The sequence below is a fragment of the uncultured Photobacterium sp. genome (assembly GCF_947039875.1).
Classification (GTDB): domain Bacteria; phylum Pseudomonadota; class Gammaproteobacteria; order Enterobacterales; family Vibrionaceae; genus Photobacterium.
Genome location: NZ_CAMRAN010000008.1, coordinates 1 through 17,831, shown reverse-complemented (window position 1 = coordinate 17,831; position 17,831 = coordinate 1). Strand labels below are relative to the sequence as shown.

Sequence of the window (17,831 nt, the reverse complement as noted above, 5' to 3'; positions counted from 1 at the left end):
TGTCGGTATTATTTAGTCATAATCAAATACCTCCCTACGACAGAGGTATGAAGAAATGCTTAGGAAGAATATGGTAAATGTTAGGGCAAGAGTGCCTTTTAAAGTAGGTCTTAACAGCAATATCCCCGCTGAATTGCTTTCGTTCAATGGCCTTGAATCAGGAAAAGAACATGTCGCTATTATTTTTCAAGGTGCAGATAAAACGCTAGCCCCGCTGGTTCGTATGCATTCAGAATGTTTAACGGGCGATGTTTTCCATTCTTCACGTTGTGATTGTGGCGAGCAACTTGATGAAACTATTGAGAAAATGGGTAAAGTTGGCGGCATCATTCTTTACTTGCGCCAAGAAGGGCGTGGCATTGGCTTATATAATAAAATCGATGCTTATGAATTACAGACTCAAGGTATGAATACCTATGAGGCGAATAATCATCTTGGTTTTGGTGATGACTTGCGTGAATTCTCTGAAGCGGCACAAATGTTGAGAGCATTAGGCATCAATGAAGTACGTTTAGTGACTAACAATCCGAAAAAGATTTGTGACTTAGAAGAAAATGGTATCAATATCGTTGAAGTGGTTGGTACAAAAGCACATGTTAAAGACGGCAATGAAAATTATTTAAAAGTGAAAGCTTCACACGGTAAGCATCGCTTAAAATTTGACTAATATTTATAAAATAAAATAGCCTCATGATATTTTTCTATTGTTGAAAGTATTATGAGGCTTTTTTTAACTAAAAATTGCATCTAAAAACCAATATTTGCTACAGATTAGTTTTTCTAATGCACTTCATAATAAACTATCGTGCGTTATCAACAAGATTCACTTGTTAGTTACTGATCAGAAGACTACTATTTGCGCTGATTTTACAGGCATAGATACTATTTAAACGAACCAGCTTCGTCTTCAATAGCAAAGATACTCTATTCTATATTTTTCTTCTTATTTAATATGTTGATTATCAATAATTAACGAACAATATTAATTTTTTTGAGGGTGATGGTTGTGATTAAGCAATCTTCGGCTAGCAACATGGGTAAGTTATTATTCTTACTTATTATTTTAGTTGCTGTGGGACAAATGACACAAACAATGTATGTGCCAGCTATTCCTGACATGGCGACATTTTTCTCGATCAAATCTGCTTACTTACAAGCGGTAATGGCTGTATATCTTATTCCCTACGGGTTATCACAGTTTATTTATGGTCCATTATCTGATCGTATTGGACGTCGTCCGGTCATTATTTCCGGCATGGTGATCTTCCTTATTGGTAGCCTTGGCGCATTATTGTCATCGAATTTCCATTGGTTCCTTGTTGCTACGTTTATTCAAGGTTGTGGCACCGGTTGTAGTGGTGCGATGTGTCGTACTGTGCCTCGTGATAGTTATGATGGTGATGATTTACACCAAGCGAATAGTTTAATTAGCATGGGGGTTATTTTATCACCACTGATTGCCCCAGTGTTAGGCGGTTATCTTTCGAAGCATTTTGGCTGGGAATCGGTGTATGCTTTTCTATTAGCCCTTGGTGTTGTCGTTACTGTTGCGATGATGAAATACTTTACCGAAACATTACCGCCAGAAAAACGTCATGCTGAGCGTGTACTTGTGAGCTACCGTTATGTATTAAGTAATCGTCGTTTTCAAGGCTATGTGATTTGTCTTATTGCTACCTTTGCCGGTATTGCGGTGTTTGAAGCATCAGCGGGTGTGTTATTGGGTAGTGTATTGAAATTAGATCCTATCACTGTAAGTTGGTTGTTTATTTTGCCTTTACCTGGATATTTAGGCGGCGCATGGCTATCTGGTCGATTAGTTCGACGCCTCGGTATTGATCGTGTGTTGGTTATCGGCATGATTGCACTTGTGCTGGGTGCGGTGACAATTATTATACCTGGATTTGCAGGCTTAATTACAATCAAGAGTTTGATTGGTGGTGCGTTTTTGTATTTTGTTGGTACAGGTATGTTATGTCCTGTTGCGACGACAGCGGCAGTACAACCGTTCCCTAATCATGCAGGAACCGCGGGCGCAGTGCTAGGTGGCTTACAAAATGTGGGCGCAGGAGCTGCAACATTAACGGCGTCATTTATGAGTGCACAAAGCCAATTTAGCTTAGGTGTAGTAATGTCGGTGATGGCTATTATTGTCATCCTGAGTTTATGGTGGATCCGTTACAGTAAACAAGATACGACGATTCTGGCTAGCTAATACTATCGACGATTAATTAAGCCGTCAGAAAAGTAAAGGCGCAGAATATAACTTTCTAACTCATTAACAGTTGAAAGTGTATTCCGCGCCTTTTTTATAGATAGCGTATTGACTTAGTCACGCTTCCATAAAATATGACAGCCTTTGTTTTCAGGATCGCGGCTGATCAATAAACGAGCAAAAACATCGTCAAGTTCGTCATTTTCTTCGTTAACTAGGCCGACACATACTTCTGCGTAAAGGTCTTTATCGATTTCACACGCTAAATGTTCTTCCCAATCATCACGGGTTTCAACAACTTCAGCAGCGCCGCGATCATCAAATTGCATGGTAAAAAGCAATACATCAGCTGGCTCTAAGTTATCCGCTGCCATTTCTAGAAAAATATCGTATGCAACGTCAATAACATCATCGTATGAAATAAGGTTTTCTGTTTCCATGATACTGATTGATCTCTATCTGTGTTTAGTAGTGTTATTATACCGAAACCCTTGGAATATGCGATATTTAGCGATAATCGTTAGCGAAACTGATGATTATCATGCTTGAGGTCGATATAGTAGGGGAAAATAGTGGTGTTTATTTAGTAAGTTAATGACCGAGATTGATAATTAAATGTCATTAATATGTATTAGTTGATGTAATGAGTATGTTTTGTGGCTAAGTTTTTACCTCGGTTAGATAGTCAAACCTCTTTTCAATTAGATTTTATGCCATTGCTTATGGCAGCTGTTACAGATTTACAATCTCAATTAACAGCCTTACACAGTATTTATCTGAATGGCAGCATTGCATATCGGCAGGCAACAAGTGGTGTGTCCGATTTGAATCTGACCGTGGTGATCACATCACCGTTAACAGTGGAAGAGCAACATCGTATTGCCTGTGTGTCGCAGGCATTAAGCCATAATTATCCTGTGATCTCAGCGGTTGATATTACATGGGTACTGCTTGATGATGTGTTATCTATTGCATCTATCTTTAAATGGGGTTTTTGGCTAAAACATTGTAGCGTGTGTTTATATGGTATTAATCTTAGTGAACAATTTGGTGATTTTGAACCTTGTTGGGAAATAGCAAAAGCGTTTAATCACGATATTGCCGCGGCTTTAGTTGCTATAGAACAACAGATTAGACGCACTAAAAGTATCACTGAATACCAATATTATTGTCGGTGCGCGGGTAAAAAAATGCTAAGAAGTTGTTTTATGCTGGTGGCTATTGATGTTGATGATTGGGCATATACTGATCAACAATGCGCGAATTTTTTTCTGGCACGCTATCCAAATAAAGTAACAGAGATTGAACGATTATTTGTGTTAATTAATGGCCCACAAGTGCCAAAGAAAGCGTCTATTTTTATGCTATCGCAATTTGGGGCATGGATTGTGAATGAGTTTAATAATATCGAGCGAAAAATTGGTTAACACTTATTTTGTCGTATCAAGGTTAGATTGAGGTTTCTTTGCAGTCAAATTCAACCGGGTTTGTATTAACTCGTCAAAGTCGAGACATAAAAGGACAAACGGAAATTGTTTTGTGGGTAAAAACCGCCACAGGCCCTTGTCGATTATCTATTGTTGGCGATAAACCAGTACTCTTTATTTGTGCTCATCAGCAACAGCAAGCTATGGATATTATTCGAGCGGCTAATATTCAAGTGCAATGGAAGCCATTAACCCTAAAAACATTTCAGCATCAGGATATCGTTGGTTGCTATAGTGATACTATTCGTGATAATTACGCTATTAGTAAAAGCTTACAAGCTGAGGGTATTCAGGCATTTGAAGCGGATATTCGATTAGCTGATCGCTTTTTGATGGAACGTTTTATTCGCGGCGGGGTTGCTTTTACGGGAGATGTAAAGCAGCGTAATGGATACCGTGACGTATTATTTACAAAGGCCAAAGCGGCAGATTATATCCCCGAACTGAGCTTAGTATCACTCGATATTGAGTGTTCAGAAAAAGGTATTTTATACTCGATTGGTTTTCATAGCCAGATGGACAGTCGCGTCATTATGGTGGGAGATCAGCCCGCTGATTATCAACCTAATTCTGAACTTAATATTGAATGGGTGGCTGACGAAAAAGCATTATTGTTGGCACTAGAAGCATGGTTTATTGAGTACGATCCAGACATTATTATTGGCTGGAATGTGATTGATTTTGATTTTCGATTACTATTGCATCGTGCGGAATGGAATAAAATTAGTCTTCGTATCGGTCGAGGTAAACAAACTCCGCATTATCGACGGTCGACTCAAAATGCCAATCAAGGCTTTATCAGTATTCCTGGCCGAGTGGTGATGGATGGTATTGATACCTTAAAAACTGCATCTTATAATTTTCGCTCATGGTCATTAGAAGCGGTAGCGCAAGAGTTATTAGGTGAAGGTAAAGCCATTCATAATGTGCATGATCGTATGGCGGAAATTAACCATATGTTTAAGCACGACAAATTATCACTGGCGACATATAACCTACAAGACTGTAAGTTAGTGACACGAATCTTTAAGCAGACACATTTGTTAGAGTTTGCGATAGAGCGAAGCCGCCTTACGGGGGTGGAGCTTGATCGTATTGGTGGTTCAGTTGCGGCATTTACCAATCTTTATATGCCGCAGTTACATCGTGCAGGCTATATTGCTCCTAACCTTGAAAGTGATAATTGGATCGCCAGTCCTGGTGGTTATGTCATGGATTCTAAGCCCGGATTATATGACTCTGTGCTAGTCTTGGATTTTAAGTCACTGTATCCCTCTATTATTCGATCATTCAGGATCGATCCAATGGGATTAGTTGAAGGCTTATTATTAGAAGAGGGAAAAGCTGAACATCAAGCCATTGCTGGTTTTCGTGGTGGTCAATTTCATCGAACACGTCATTTTTTACCTGAGATGATTGAATTGTTATGGGCTGCCCGTGATCGTGCTAAAAAAGAGGGCGATAAAGCCTTTTCACAAGCAATTAAGATTATCATGAACTCGTTTTATGGGGTGTTAGGTTCATCAGGCTGTCGTTTTTTTGATCACCGCTTAGCATCATCAATTACGATGCGCGGTCATGAAATTATGAAGCTCACTCGTGAGCTGATTGAAGTGAAAGGCTATGAAGTGATTTATGGCGATACAGATTCAACCTTTGTTTCGCTAAAAAAAGCCCATTCTCAGCAAGATGCAACTCATATTGGTAATGCACTGGTTGAACATATCAACCAATGGTGGCAACAACATTTACAGCAGCAATACGGCTTAGTATCTGCATTAGAAATTGAATATGAAACGCACTATCATAAATTTTTAATGCCAACAATTCGCGGCCAAGAAACGGGCAGTAAAAAACGTTATGCAGGACTTGTGTGGCGAGGTGATAGTGAGCAAATGGTATTTAAAGGTTTAGAAACCGTACGCACAGACTGGACACCATTAGCTCAACATTTTCAGCAAACATTATATTCAATGGTCTTTCATGATCTCGATGTTGATGATTATGTGCGTGATTATACCAATCGAACGTTGGCTGGGGAGTTTGATGATCAATTAGTTTACCGTAAGCGTTTACGACGTAATTTAGATGATTATCAAAAAAATATTCCACCACAAGTACGTGCGGCAAGATTGGCAGATGAAATGAATACTAAGCTGGGGCGTCCGTTGCAATATCAACAAAAAGGTGTGATAGAATACGTATTTACAACTTCAGGTGCAGAACCTATTGAATATCGCCAAAACGCGATTGATTATAATCATTATTTAGAAAAACAATTAAAGCCTGTAGCCGATGGTATTCTTATTTTTATAGGAAAATCGTTCGATAATATAACGGCATCACAGCTAGGTCTATTTTAGTAGCACAATGAAAACGCGCTGTATTGAGCGCGCTTTTATTTGAACTAAAGACAGTTAGTCAAAATAAGTGATGTGTTTTACAGTATCTCTACTTGCTAAAATAGGATCAAAATTAATAACCCCACGATTTTGAGTACAAATTTTATAAACATTATCACATTCAAAAATCGCTAAAATTTCGTCATTAGCACGAAAAACTTCAGGTGGTAATTGTCCTATTTCACCAATGCATTCAACACCTTCATGGGTCCAGACTAATTTTTGAATACGCTTATCATTCGTTGGTGTTGGGGCTGATACATGTTCTGCAATCGATAAATAAACAGATTGTGCTTGATCAAAACTTTTAGCCAATGGTACGAAAAAATCCATGGTTCCCTCCAGTTAATGTCTTTGTTTTCCAATCAATAAATACAGACATTTAAGTGATAAATAATTATCTGCCGTGACAATGCTAATAACCTTAGCAGAATTAGTGACTAAAGATCAACACACAATAATAACAATTAATATTAACAATAAACACAACATTATTGCTTTAATAACATTTTTTGGCTTTATCTACGATTTAAATGCGGATGGTGGAGAATGGTTTATGATCAAGAAAGGAGAATAGAGTCATTAAAGAGTGAAGCAACATGGAGCAACTTGATTTTTTTGATGTGCCAAGTCCTTGCGTTGGCTGTTGTCAGGTAAATAATCGCGGTTATTGTAAAGGATGTTATCGAAGTCGGGATGAGCGATTTTATTGGCAACAGATGACTGCAGATCAAAAGATTAACGTTATAAAATTATGCCGACAGCGCTATTTACGTATTATGCGTCGTCAGCGAAATACTGATACTCAAGAGAGTCGTATTTCATCACCGCAACAACAATTTATATTTGATGATATTCAAAAATCGAAGCCATAAAAAAGCACTCCGAAGAGTGCTTTTTTGAAGAGTTTTATGAACACGCAATTAGATGCGTTTAAAGTCCATGTGCTCAACCTTTGGCTTGTACACGTGACGTTGGATGTCTTGAGGCTTAACCTTAACTTCCTGGCCATCGATTACAAGAACAAAACCTTCGTAGAACTCAGGCTTATCCATTTGGTTGATGATATCACTGTGCTTAAGAGTGATAGCTACTGGTGCAGCTTCGCCACCGTAAACGATTGCAGGGAAGTGTTCAGTAAGACGTAGGCGGCGGCTCGCACCTTTACCAAGGTCTGTACGTACAATTGCATTAAATTTCATAATCAATACTCTTTGATTTAATAATTTACTAAGTAATGCGACCTTACTTAGTATCGTAAAACGAGGGCGCATACTAACAACCAATATTGTTATATGCAAGAACATTGGCTGCGATTTTATCAGTTTTTATTGTTTTCGTCTGTGATAGATGGATATGTAATCAGCTGGTTTATTTTCATTCATTCAAATAGTTAATTAGTTTAAAAATCTGCTTATTTTTAATCGATAATACCAATGATAATGATAGTAATTATCATTTGCGCATGTATAATCATCGTCGAATTACATTGTCGGATTATTGTTAAAGCAGGGAATTATGAACAAACAACTGACACTTATCGCTAGTTCACTCGTTATGGCATTTTCTTCACCATCACTTTATGCGCAAGATAGCGTTTCTCAATTTGATGAAATTGTTGTTTCAGGTACTCGAACAGAAGAATCGATAAAAAATATACCCGCCTCTGTTGCTAAAATTACTTCTGAACAAATGAATAAAAATTTAGCTGCTGATGTAAAGCAAGCATTGAAATATGAGCCAGGGGTTTCAGTCAATGGTCAGGGGCGATTTGGTATGGAAGATATTACCATTCGAGGAATGAAAGGCAGTCGCGTTAAAGTATTAGTTGATGGTGTTGAACAACCAACATCTTATAACCCCGGCGCAGATGCAATGCGTAAAAATAGCAATAATTATGAAATTGATACATTAAAAGCAATTGAAATCAATAAGGGGCCAACATCAACCTTATATGGCAGTGATGCTTTGGGTGGCACAGTGATCATGCGTACTAAAAATCCTGAAGATTTATTAAAAGGTGAATCATCGCATGTAGGTTTAAAGAGTGGTTACGCCAGTGCTGATGATCAATATAAGTTAGGTGTTGAAGCGGCTAAGCAAATTGGTGACTTAGAGACAATGTTCATCTATACCTACCGTAATGGCCATGAGACCGATGCTTACGATACCCATGACAACAGCAAAGGGATAAACCGTAAGTCAGCTGAACCATTGAATATAGAATCGCATAATGTGTTAGCGAAAGCATTTTATCAGATTAACAACGCTAACCGTATTGGATTTACGAGTGAGTATTATACGCGTAGTGCTAATGGCGATATTTTGTCTCGTGATGGCTATACTGTTATGCCAGGCTTTACTTATACTAAAACACGTGCTGTTGATGAGGATAACCGTAAACGATTTGGTTTTGAGCATGAATGGCTAGCGAATAATGCCGTGTTTGACTCATTAAAATGGCAAGTCAATTGGCAACAACAACATAGCCAACATGATAATTATGATCATACCGATATGTTTGGTAATCGTAACCGTTATCGTGAAGGGGAAGATACCAGTAAGCAATTTGATATTCAGTTTGCTAAAGCCATTGAGTTAACGCAATCACGCCACAAACTGACTTACGGTGCGACGATCGTCAATGATGAGTTTGATTTAAATTACATTGATTATAATGTAGATAATGGCACTTCTAAGCCAGGGCCGACAGAAGTGCCGAAGGCGAAATCTGAAAAACGTGGCGTGTTTATTCAAGATCAGATCTTCATGCTTAATGATAAAGCCGTGGTAACAGCTGGCGCACGTTATGATGAATTTGAAGCTAAGCCCGATTCAAATTCTGGTTTGCAAGATCATAAAAGTGAAGCATTTACTGCTCGTTTAGGTGCGGTATACCATTGGAACGATAATTTCAGTACTTATGCTCAATACAGCCAAGGATTTAGAGCGCCAACACTTTATGAAATGTATTACGACAAAAATAATATTGCACATGGGTATATTATTAAATCAAACCCTAACCTTAAACCTGAAGAAAGTAATTCTTATGAGTTAGGATTACGTGCAGAAAATCGTATCGGTAATGTAACGGCATCTGTTTACTATAATGATTATTCTAATTTTATTCAGAAAGTGACAACAAACTCTAATAATATCGACATTACGACCAATGAAAATATAGATAAAGCCCGTATCTACGGTGCAGAACTATCGGCGAATGTGTGGTTAGATGAAATTATTAATGCGCCAATGGGGACTTACGCAAAAGTATCTGTTGCATACATTGATGGTGAAGATAAACAAACAGGTAAAACACTTGATACGATCGCACCGTTAACCTCAGTGGTTGGTGTCGGTTATGATGCCCCTAATGAAGCGTGGGGAACGGCCTTAGATGTTAAGATGGTTGCAGCAAAAGATAATTGGCAAGATAAAAATAATCTAAATGTTGCTGGCTACACCGTAGTTGATTTAACGACGTATTATCATCCAGTAAAAGATATGACTATTCGTGCGGGATTGTTTAATGCGTTAGATAAAGAGTATTGGGAATATCAAGATCTGGCAGGTGCAAGCAAAACGACTGATGGTATCGATCGTCGTAGTCAGCCTGGACGTAACTTTGGTATCAACCTTAATTACGATTTCTAAGCTTTTATGGGCTAAAAAACAGTAAAAATAAAGCCGTGTTATGATCTTTTTAATGTAAAGTTCATTAACACGGCTTTTTTGATTTTAACAATTAAAGCGTCATAGGTTTTTTAGAAATGCACTGTCTTCGAGAACAATTAATGGTTCAATATCACTGTCTTTTTTGATGACCAATGAATTATCAGAACGCAAACAAACACCACCGTAATTACCATCAACAGTAAAAGTACAGACTTGAATATATTTATTAGCGACTTTTGGTAAACACCATAATTGCTGATAAATGTTCTTCTGGTCGTTAAATTGACCATCGGTTTTATCTAACACAGATTCATTATGGCTGACTAAATCGATATTACTGCCGCAACGACCAGCTATCGGTTTAATCGCATAACCTGTTTGGCTGAGTTCATCTGTGATGTGAAAATCGGTATCCAATAAGTAATGGTGATGAGGGAATAAAGACCACAATACGGGCAGAATAGCTTTATTGCTTGGGATCACCGTCCATAGTGGCTCAAATACTTTGATTTCAGGGCGCAATAACACGTCAATTAAACGTACTTTTGTATCTGGATAGCCAGTATGAATCGGCACTGCTGCATATTCGGTAGAGCTAACTTCACGCACTTGATCTATGGCTGTTTCCCACGCCCATGTTTTCCAGACACATTCAATTAAACGTTCATTTTCATCAATTAATTGTCCAGCTGGATTCCAGTGAATACCGTCTAATCCTTTCAGTATTTTGCTATCAATGCCTGCTAAAGTAAGGGCTTTTTGCATGAATAAAGCGTGATAATCTTCTTCGTCATCATCGTCTTGCATGATATGAACAAAAGAATATTTCTGACTGTATTTCCATACACTGGCAAGTTCATTCAGTAAATCTTCTGCTGGGCTATTTTCAGTAAGGTCGCCACCTTGTTCGGCCCACTTTTGAATTATCAAACAAGCTTCAGTATGGCAAGAGGCTGAGTCAGCATTGTATTCATAAACTTTCAAGCCATTTTCATCCATACAGAAATCTAAACGACCTGTTAGCATGCTATGGCGGTGTTTTTGCCATGATAAACGTAGCCGTGGCCATAGGATTTCTGGAATATCAAACAGTGCTAATAAATTATCATCTTGCAGCACTTTATCTGTTGCATGTAAGTACATCAGATGCAATTCATTGGTTGCTTTAGCCAGCTCTTGTTCCGCACTTTCTGAAATAGTGAAATAGCGGTAGATATCATCATTGAGTAACTTGTTAGCATTAACGCGCGAGTACGTTTGTTCGAGCTCGTCATTGCTATCTAACCAGTCGTTTGCAAACTGACCGCTATTTAATCGCCAAGCTGCTTGAATGTTAAGTAACTCAGGGGTAGGTGAGGGTTGGGGGAGGCTATAAGTTGCATCAGCATTGTAAGCCATCCAACCTAAAATTTCAGTGTCATCAAAGGTATCTTCAATGGTGTAATAACCATCTTCAACATGTAATGTAAGTTCACGGGTCCATTGTTGACCTAGTGGTAAGGGGGCAAAAGTCACATTCTGTTCAGCAATCATTATTTTATCATCTTCAATATGAGTAATAATCGCAACGTGGCCAGTGTCTTGGAATTCCCCTCCTTTTTGCCAAATCAATAATGATCCAACAACTGGTTTTTGACGTGAACCATTTTCAAAAGCATATAAAGGTAAAATTTTATCGTTAACCACTTGGCGTAAGAACCGTAACGAGAAAATTTCATACGCCATTCCTACATCGGTAAACACCAATCCATAGTTGATATATAAAAAACGACGCGCAAACTCAACACACTGCCATTTATATCCCATGTATTCACCATGAACATAACTCCTCATTGCAGAGTCATCAGCATATTCATCTTCATCTATCGTACTGTAATCAGAAGAATAAATAGCTATACCCCCCGCTGCATAGCCGAGTAAAGTACCGAAAGGGGCATTGTTAGGATTATCTATATTCATGTTCTTGGCCTAGTTGATGGTTTAACCTTTTTCGACCGATGATGTGGCTCAGAATAGTGAGCGTTATTGAATGCATACGCATCAGGGGAGTGTTGAAAATAAAGGCTTTTCTATAAGCTAAAACTTTTATGAAGCGTTTTCAATACAGAACATAGGCTTGTAAATATATTTCAATGATATGGGCGTTTTACGCAATATGATGGATGTGTGGAATTGTTAAAAATAGAGATGTAGTCTCAGTTTATTAGTGTATTTTTTCTTATGGTTCATTAAGATGATGTATTGCGTAAAAAATAGACGTGGCGATGCTTATTGTTATTTAACGTTATTGGTTTTGATATAGGTTGAGAGGAGCTAAAAAATGACAGATAAAAAACAAAGAGACATTGAAAAACACTACTCAAATGCTGAGTTTGCGGCCAAATTACGCCGTTTAGCCGATGCTGTAGAAAGTGGTAGCCGGTTTGAAATTCAAATTGCAGGTGAACGTATATATGTGCCTGTTCGTGCGGAATATAGCGTAGAGCATGAACGTGAAGGTAACGAAGAAGAAATCGAATTTCAAATTAAGTGGTGTAATAAAGATTAAAAAAAAGATTAATGGACAGCCATAACCTTGCACATCAACCATGAGCTACTATATTTAAGCTTCCAGTTGCTTATGGTTATGCGAATGACAATCTCAAGACGAAAATTGATAGAGCCTCAAATTACGCCTTTTTATCATGTGATTAACCGCTGTGTACGGCGTGCCTATTTGTGTGGGGATGATCCGTATAACGGTAAAAACTATCAGCATCGTCGTGGTTGGATAGTAAATAAAATCAAACAATTAGCCGCTGTGTTTTGTATTGATGTGTGTGCTTATGCTGTGATGAGTAACCATTATCATTTAGTGCTTAAAATAGATACAGAGCAGCAGCAAAAGTTAACTCCAGAAGCGGTAATATCACGCTGGTTACAGCTATTTAATGGTCATCCAATCGCTGTCGATTTTTTAAAAAAGGGGCAAATTGACTCGGATAAACAACAAGCATTATCAAATTTAGTGGCTGAATGGCAGCAACGATTGGGCAGTATTAGCTGGTTTATGCGCTGTCTTAATGAAGAAATTGCGCGCAAAGCCAATAAAGAAGATCAATGTAAAGGTGCATTTTGGGAAGGGCGGTTTAAGTCTCAAGCATTACTCGACGAACAAGCGTTATTATCATGCATGATGTACGTTGATTTAAATCCGATCAGGGCGGGAGTTACACCATCACTAGAGCAATCAGATTTTACCTCAATTCAGCAGCGTATTCGTGAATATAATCAAACGAAAACTCCCTTTAAACCATCCTCATCAAACAAAAGTCATTTCCAATTATTACCCTTTGTTGGCGCAGAACATCAAGCTAAAACCGCAGGGATAAACTTTGCTTTTGCCGATTACCTTGAACTAATTGACTGGACTGGTCGGTGTATTCGAAATGATAAAAAAGGCTTTATTGCACCTAATCAGCCCAAGATTTTACAGAAAATGGGAATAACAGCAGATGCTTGGCTTGAACACAGTGAACAGTTTATGGAGCATTATGCCAATGTGAGTGGTAAATGGTCTCGAATGTGTGCATTCAAACAACATATTGGTGGGCATTGGTGTAAAGGGAAGTCAGCGAGTTATCAGTTACATCCTAATTAAATATAGCTTCTTTGAATGAGATAAAAATACTGCAATAACCATCAGGATTGTAGGCGTTGTTGATCCTGAAATATAGAAATAGAATCGATTTAACCAAGAATGTAAAAAATAAGCGGTAATTTTTACAGTAAAAGAGTCTGTTGCTGGTGGAATAGTTTATTTTTTAGAGGCTCGATTTAGAAACTAAAATATTTGGCTGTCCAAATTGTTCTTCAAATTATTAAAGTAATGACTAACACAGTGAGATCATAGTTTACGAAATCGGACCGTTTTATTTAGTACATTAATCAGGTTTAATAAGACGTATTTTATTCATAGATTATTCTATTTAAACAGTTTTTGGGATTGAACATGCTTTCAGTATTCAACGCAGCAGAATTGTTCTCACTTATTCTTACTCTTGCGACCTTAATAACAGGTATTGTGTTCGCGTTAGATAAGTTTGTATGGCAACCTAAACGAGCAGAGGTAACACAGGAGAGTGCATCAGGTTGGGTGACTCAAGCTCGCTCATTGTTTCCTGTATTGTTTGCTATTTTGATTATTCGATCATTTATTATCGAACCTTTTCAAATTCCAAGTGGTTCAATGCAACCAACCTTGCTTCCTGGTGATTTTATTGGCGTAGAAAAGTTCGCTTATGGACTACGTAATCCTATCTTCCATAAAACATTAATTCCAACGGGTAAGCCACAACGTGGTGACATTACCGTATTTATTGATCCATCAAACCCTAAGATTGATTTAATTAAACGTATTGTTGGTTTACCGGGTGATACCGTTATTTACCAAAACAAAACTCTGTATATTAAACCGGCTTGTGATGGTCGAAAAGTATGTCCCGTCGCGCAAGAAGTACCTAAACAATATGTTGGCTTAACTAATTTTACAGAGCAAGGGGGGCGGTTAGATGAATACAACGAGCAACTAGGCAAAGTTAATCATCATATTTTGCGAGATCCTGCATTACCTGAACAACTTTACCGTTATTACCAACAGTCAGGTTCACCAATGGGCGTATGGGTTGTACCAAAAGGTCATTACTTTGCAATGGGTGATAACCGAGATAATAGTTTAGATAGCCGTTACTGGGGCTTTATGCCAGAACTGAACTTAGTTGGTAAAGCGACCTTTATTTGGATCAGCTTTACCTTCAATCATGATGCAGGTTCAATGTGGCCGCATTGGTTACCTAATGGCGTTCGCTTCAACCGTATTGGTCGTATTCATTAGAACGACGACAAACAGTAAGCTCAGATAATAAAACCGACGTGCAAATAACTCGTCGGTTTTTTTTGATTCTATTTTATTTCAAATAAAATATATGGCTGTCCAATGTTTTATTGCTTCCAATGTTTTATTAAGATGAAAATACCGTAATAACGGTCAATATTGTGGGTTTTGTTGATCCTGAAATATAGAAATAGAATCGATTTAACCAAGAATGTAAAAATAAGCAGTAATTTTCACAGTAAAAAAAGCTGTTGCTGGTGGAATGGTTTATTTTTTAGGGCGTTATTTAAGAACAAAATATATGGCTGTCCAATGTTTGAGGCATCACATTTTGCGAGATCCTGCATTACCTGAACAACTTTACCGTTATTACCAACAGCCAGGTTCACCAATGGGCGTATGGGTTGTACCAAAAGGTCATTACTTTGCGATGGGTGATAACCGAGATAACAGTTTAGACAGCCGTTACTGGGGCTTTATGCCAGAGCAGAACTTAGTTGGTAAAGCGACCTTTATTTGGATCAGCTTTACCTTCAATCATGATGCAGGTTCAATGTGGCCGCATTGGTTACCTAATGGCGTTCGCTTCAACCGTATTGGTCGTATTCATTAGAACGACGACAAACAGTAAGCTCAAATAATAAAACCGACGTGCAAATAACTCGTCGGTTTTTTTAGATTCTATTTAAAATAAAAATATATGGCTGTCTAATGTTTGCTGCTGAAAATTCCAAGAGTAAATGCAAAACTCACCCCGTCATTCCCTACAGTGAGGTTACGAACGAGATAGGGAATCTACTTACAGCATGTTGTAGTGTTATTATTTTTGCTAGATGTGTTTCTTTATTTAAATAAGAGAAAGATAAACTATATTGCACTTTTTATACTGTTAATAGATACCCGAATTAGTATTAGGAATAAAGCTAAAAGGAATATATCTAATTTTGTGACTTATATCGGGTGGTAAATATAATAATATGTTTGATTTGTAATGTTGTTTGTATAATGACGAATGAAATACGGGCGCAAGTTCAAAGAACAAATTCTGGCAAGTTGTAATAAAGAAAAAGTAGTGTCAATATTAAAATAATGAGAAAAATATGAAAAATGAACAATTTATTAGTCAGTTATTTTTAGAAAATAGCCAATTCATATTGGTTGGCTTAACTGGTCGAACAGGCTCAGGTTGTACTTCAACGGCGAATATCCTTGAAAGCAAAACGCCAAGCTTTCCTGACGCAGATAATCTTAATGGTTTTTATGAAGGTTTGGATGTTAAACGGTATAAAATAGTAAAAAAGTATGCTGAAAAGCATTGGAATAACTTTTATTCTATAAAAGTTAGTGATTTAATTTCCACTTATATACTTACATTATCTCCAGAACATTTGGCTAAATTTATATGTAGTACTAGCAATAAATCATTGGATGAAAATGTAGTGTATACAAAACTAAAGACTGGCGTCTTTAGTAGTAATCGATTAGTTACAAACCATAAAGACCTAATTTTTAACTTATTAGATCATTCAAATGATTTAAATGTTAATGAGAAGGAAGCTAAAGACTTTATTCGAATTTTGACCCTTATTAGAAAATTCACTCGTGATTTTAAAAAAGAACTTGATGAGCTTAGTCATGGTTTATACGTATCAACGTATCAAGCTAGTGGAAATTCGATTCGTAGAACAGGAAGTGTCCAAAATGGATACGAAAATAGTGAATTCAATCCTAAATGTGTATTTAACTTACCTGAAACAATTAATAGAATAATTAAAATTATTCGACAAGTAACAAAAGATAAAGCATATATTGTAATTGATGCAATCCGTAACCCGTACGAAGCTAAATTTTTTAAAGATAGATATGCAGCATTCCATTTAGTTTCAATTAACGCTCCTGATGAACATCGTAGTAAATACATGCAAAAGCTTCATAAGTTTTCATCTGAGCAAATTGATGATATTGAAAAAATTGAATCAGGTAAAACGAAAGGTAAATTTGTAGAATTTACAACGCAGAATGTTAAAAAATGTATCGAAATATCAGACATTCATATATTTAACCCTAAAAATGAATTTGATAATAATAATATACTGAAAGCTCAGATCGTTTGGTATGTTGCATTAATGCAACATCCGGGGTTAATAACACCTGCTTCTATGGAACGAGTAATGCAGGTTGCCTATACAATGAAGATGAATTCAGGTTGTATTTCTAGACAGGTTGGAGCCGTCGTTACAGATTTTAATAATTCGATAAAATCGGTTGGTTGGAATGATGTAGCGAAAGGACAAGTTCCATGTTCGATGAGATCTTTAGATGGATTAATTGAAGAGTTTGATCCTGTAACTTATAGTAATTATGAGCGCAATAATCAAAGTTTTAGAGTTAAAGCGAATGAGCAGTTAATTAAAATCAAAGAAATAAATGCAAAAAATGAAATATTTGATGGGCATAATTTATCATATTGTTTTAAAGATATTCATAATAGCTTAGATAATAAAGGTAACCAAGTACATACAAGAGCTCTTCATGCTGAGGAAAATGCATTCTTACAATTAACTAAATATGGGAGTTCTGGAATCGAAGGTGGAAAGTTATATACGACAGCAAGCCCCTGTGAATTATGTGCTAAAAAAGCATATCAACTTGGGATGTCAGAAATAATATTTATCGACCCATATCCAGGAATTGCACAAGAGCATATTATCAATATTGGTGACAATGCACCTAAGTTAGTTCAATTCAGAGGTGCGATAGGGAAAGCATATCATAGACTTTATGAGCAAATCATCCCAATTAAAGATGAACTTGGTCATATGCAAGCTTTATAATAATCGCATCAACACGATTTACTACACTCGGCAATCTCAGTTTTCCGGGTGTTCCTCGTTTTAAGGCGTCAATATTAAGTATAATTGCCTAGTAGTAAACGTGTTATGCAGGCGTTATACAAAAATAAAGGAGATCAAATGAGTTTTGAAAAAATAGAAGAAGATTACAGAATTAATTATGAGAAAAGCTATGTTGCTTTTTTAGATGTATTAGGGTTTAAAAATCTAGTATATAGTAAAATTGATAGCGATAAAAAGAAAATAGAAACCTATTTTGCTACTGTTCATAATGAAGTGGTCAAGTAAAACTGTACACCTTTATAGGTGTTTAAATTAAGCGGCTGC

The 17,831-nt window shown here is 37.1% G+C and carries 15 protein-coding genes and 1 pseudogene; 12 read left to right on the top strand and 4 right to left on the bottom strand.

What is annotated here, in order from left to right; all coding sequences use genetic code 11:
• Window positions 1-70: 70 nt before the first annotated feature.
• Window positions 71-667, top strand: a complete 597-nt coding sequence (ribA, locus tag Q0V26_RS04525; RefSeq protein WP_297478484.1) for a GTP cyclohydrolase II — start codon at window positions 71-73, stop codon at window positions 665-667.
• Window positions 668-1,000: 333 nt separating this feature from the next.
• Window positions 1,001-2,215 (top strand): multidrug efflux MFS transporter EmrD, encoded by a 1,215-nt coding sequence (emrD, locus tag Q0V26_RS04520; RefSeq protein ID WP_297478482.1) that lies wholly within the window; start codon window positions 1,001-1,003, stop codon window positions 2,213-2,215.
• Between the two features lie 113 nt (window positions 2,216-2,328).
• On the opposite strand, the gene Q0V26_RS04515 is transcribed toward emrD, so the two are convergent.
• A complete protein-coding gene (locus Q0V26_RS04515; RefSeq protein ID WP_036794328.1) occupies window positions 2,329-2,655 on the bottom strand; it encodes an HI1450 family dsDNA-mimic protein in 327 nt (108 codons plus the stop codon).
• Window positions 2,656-2,871: 216 nt separating this feature from the next.
• Between Q0V26_RS04515 and Q0V26_RS04510 the strand changes: the two genes are divergently transcribed.
• A complete protein-coding gene (locus Q0V26_RS04510; protein ID WP_297478476.1) occupies window positions 2,872-3,642 on the top strand; it encodes a nucleotidyltransferase domain-containing protein in 771 nt (256 codons plus the stop codon).
• A 38-nt stretch (window positions 3,643-3,680) separates the two neighbouring features.
• Window positions 3,681-6,065, top strand: coding sequence for a DNA polymerase II (locus tag Q0V26_RS04505; protein ID WP_297478474.1), 2,385 nt, complete (start codon window positions 3,681-3,683; stop codon window positions 6,063-6,065).
• Window positions 6,066-6,119: 54 nt separating this feature from the next.
• On the opposite strand, the gene Q0V26_RS04500 is transcribed toward Q0V26_RS04505, so the two are convergent.
• Window positions 6,120-6,437, bottom strand: coding sequence for a hypothetical protein (locus Q0V26_RS04500; protein ID WP_297478471.1), 318 nt, complete (start codon window positions 6,435-6,437; stop codon window positions 6,120-6,122).
• 266 nt (window positions 6,438-6,703) lie between these two features.
• Here Q0V26_RS04500 and Q0V26_RS04495 point away from each other — a divergent pair, with 266 nt between their 5' ends.
• A complete protein-coding gene (locus tag Q0V26_RS04495) occupies window positions 6,704-6,979 on the top strand; it encodes a DUF1289 domain-containing protein (protein WP_297478469.1) in 276 nt (91 codons plus the stop codon).
• A gap of 48 nt (window positions 6,980-7,027) precedes the next feature.
• Here Q0V26_RS04495 and rplY read toward each other — a convergent pair whose 3' ends face one another.
• A complete protein-coding gene (gene rplY / locus Q0V26_RS04490; protein ID WP_036794333.1) occupies window positions 7,028-7,306 on the bottom strand; it encodes a 50S ribosomal protein L25 in 279 nt (92 codons plus the stop codon).
• A 316-nt stretch (window positions 7,307-7,622) separates the two neighbouring features.
• Here rplY and Q0V26_RS04485 point away from each other — a divergent pair, with 316 nt between their 5' ends.
• Window positions 7,623-9,758, top strand: a complete 2,136-nt coding sequence (locus tag Q0V26_RS04485; protein WP_297478457.1) for a TonB-dependent hemoglobin/transferrin/lactoferrin family receptor — start codon at window positions 7,623-7,625, stop codon at window positions 9,756-9,758.
• 99 nt (window positions 9,759-9,857) lie between these two features.
• Here Q0V26_RS04485 and gss read toward each other — a convergent pair whose 3' ends face one another.
• Window positions 9,858-11,738, bottom strand: a complete 1,881-nt coding sequence (gene gss / locus Q0V26_RS04480; RefSeq protein ID WP_297478455.1) for a bifunctional glutathionylspermidine amidase/synthase — start codon at window positions 11,736-11,738, stop codon at window positions 9,858-9,860.
• A 361-nt stretch (window positions 11,739-12,099) separates the two neighbouring features.
• Here gss and Q0V26_RS04475 point away from each other — a divergent pair, with 361 nt between their 5' ends.
• The 6 genes and pseudogenes from Q0V26_RS04475 (at window position 12,100) to Q0V26_RS04450 (ending at window position 17,792) form a co-directional block, all read left to right on the top strand.
• Window positions 12,100-12,327: an amphi-Trp domain-containing protein gene (locus Q0V26_RS04475; RefSeq protein WP_080157619.1), complete on the top strand. Its 228-nt coding sequence runs from the start codon at window positions 12,100-12,102 to the stop codon at window positions 12,325-12,327.
• 84 nt (window positions 12,328-12,411) lie between these two features.
• Window positions 12,412-13,419: a transposase gene (locus tag Q0V26_RS04470; protein WP_297478452.1), complete on the top strand. Its 1,008-nt coding sequence runs from the start codon at window positions 12,412-12,414 to the stop codon at window positions 13,417-13,419.
• A 351-nt stretch (window positions 13,420-13,770) separates the two neighbouring features.
• Window positions 13,771-14,652 (top strand): signal peptidase I, encoded by an 882-nt coding sequence (gene lepB, locus Q0V26_RS04465; RefSeq protein ID WP_297478451.1) that lies wholly within the window; start codon window positions 13,771-13,773, stop codon window positions 14,650-14,652.
• A gap of 322 nt (window positions 14,653-14,974) precedes the next feature.
• Window positions 14,975-15,265, top strand: a pseudogene (gene lepB / locus Q0V26_RS04460) (signal peptidase I); the annotation flags it as partial.
• Between the two features lie 487 nt (window positions 15,266-15,752).
• On the top strand, window positions 15,753-17,486 hold the full coding sequence (locus Q0V26_RS04455; RefSeq protein ID WP_297478449.1) for an anti-phage dCTP deaminase: 1,734 nt from the start codon (window positions 15,753-15,755) through the stop codon (window positions 17,484-17,486).
• A 138-nt stretch (window positions 17,487-17,624) separates the two neighbouring features.
• Window positions 17,625-17,792, top strand: coding sequence for a hypothetical protein (locus Q0V26_RS04450; protein WP_297478447.1), 168 nt, complete (start codon window positions 17,625-17,627; stop codon window positions 17,790-17,792).
• Window positions 17,793-17,831 lie beyond the last annotated feature (39 nt).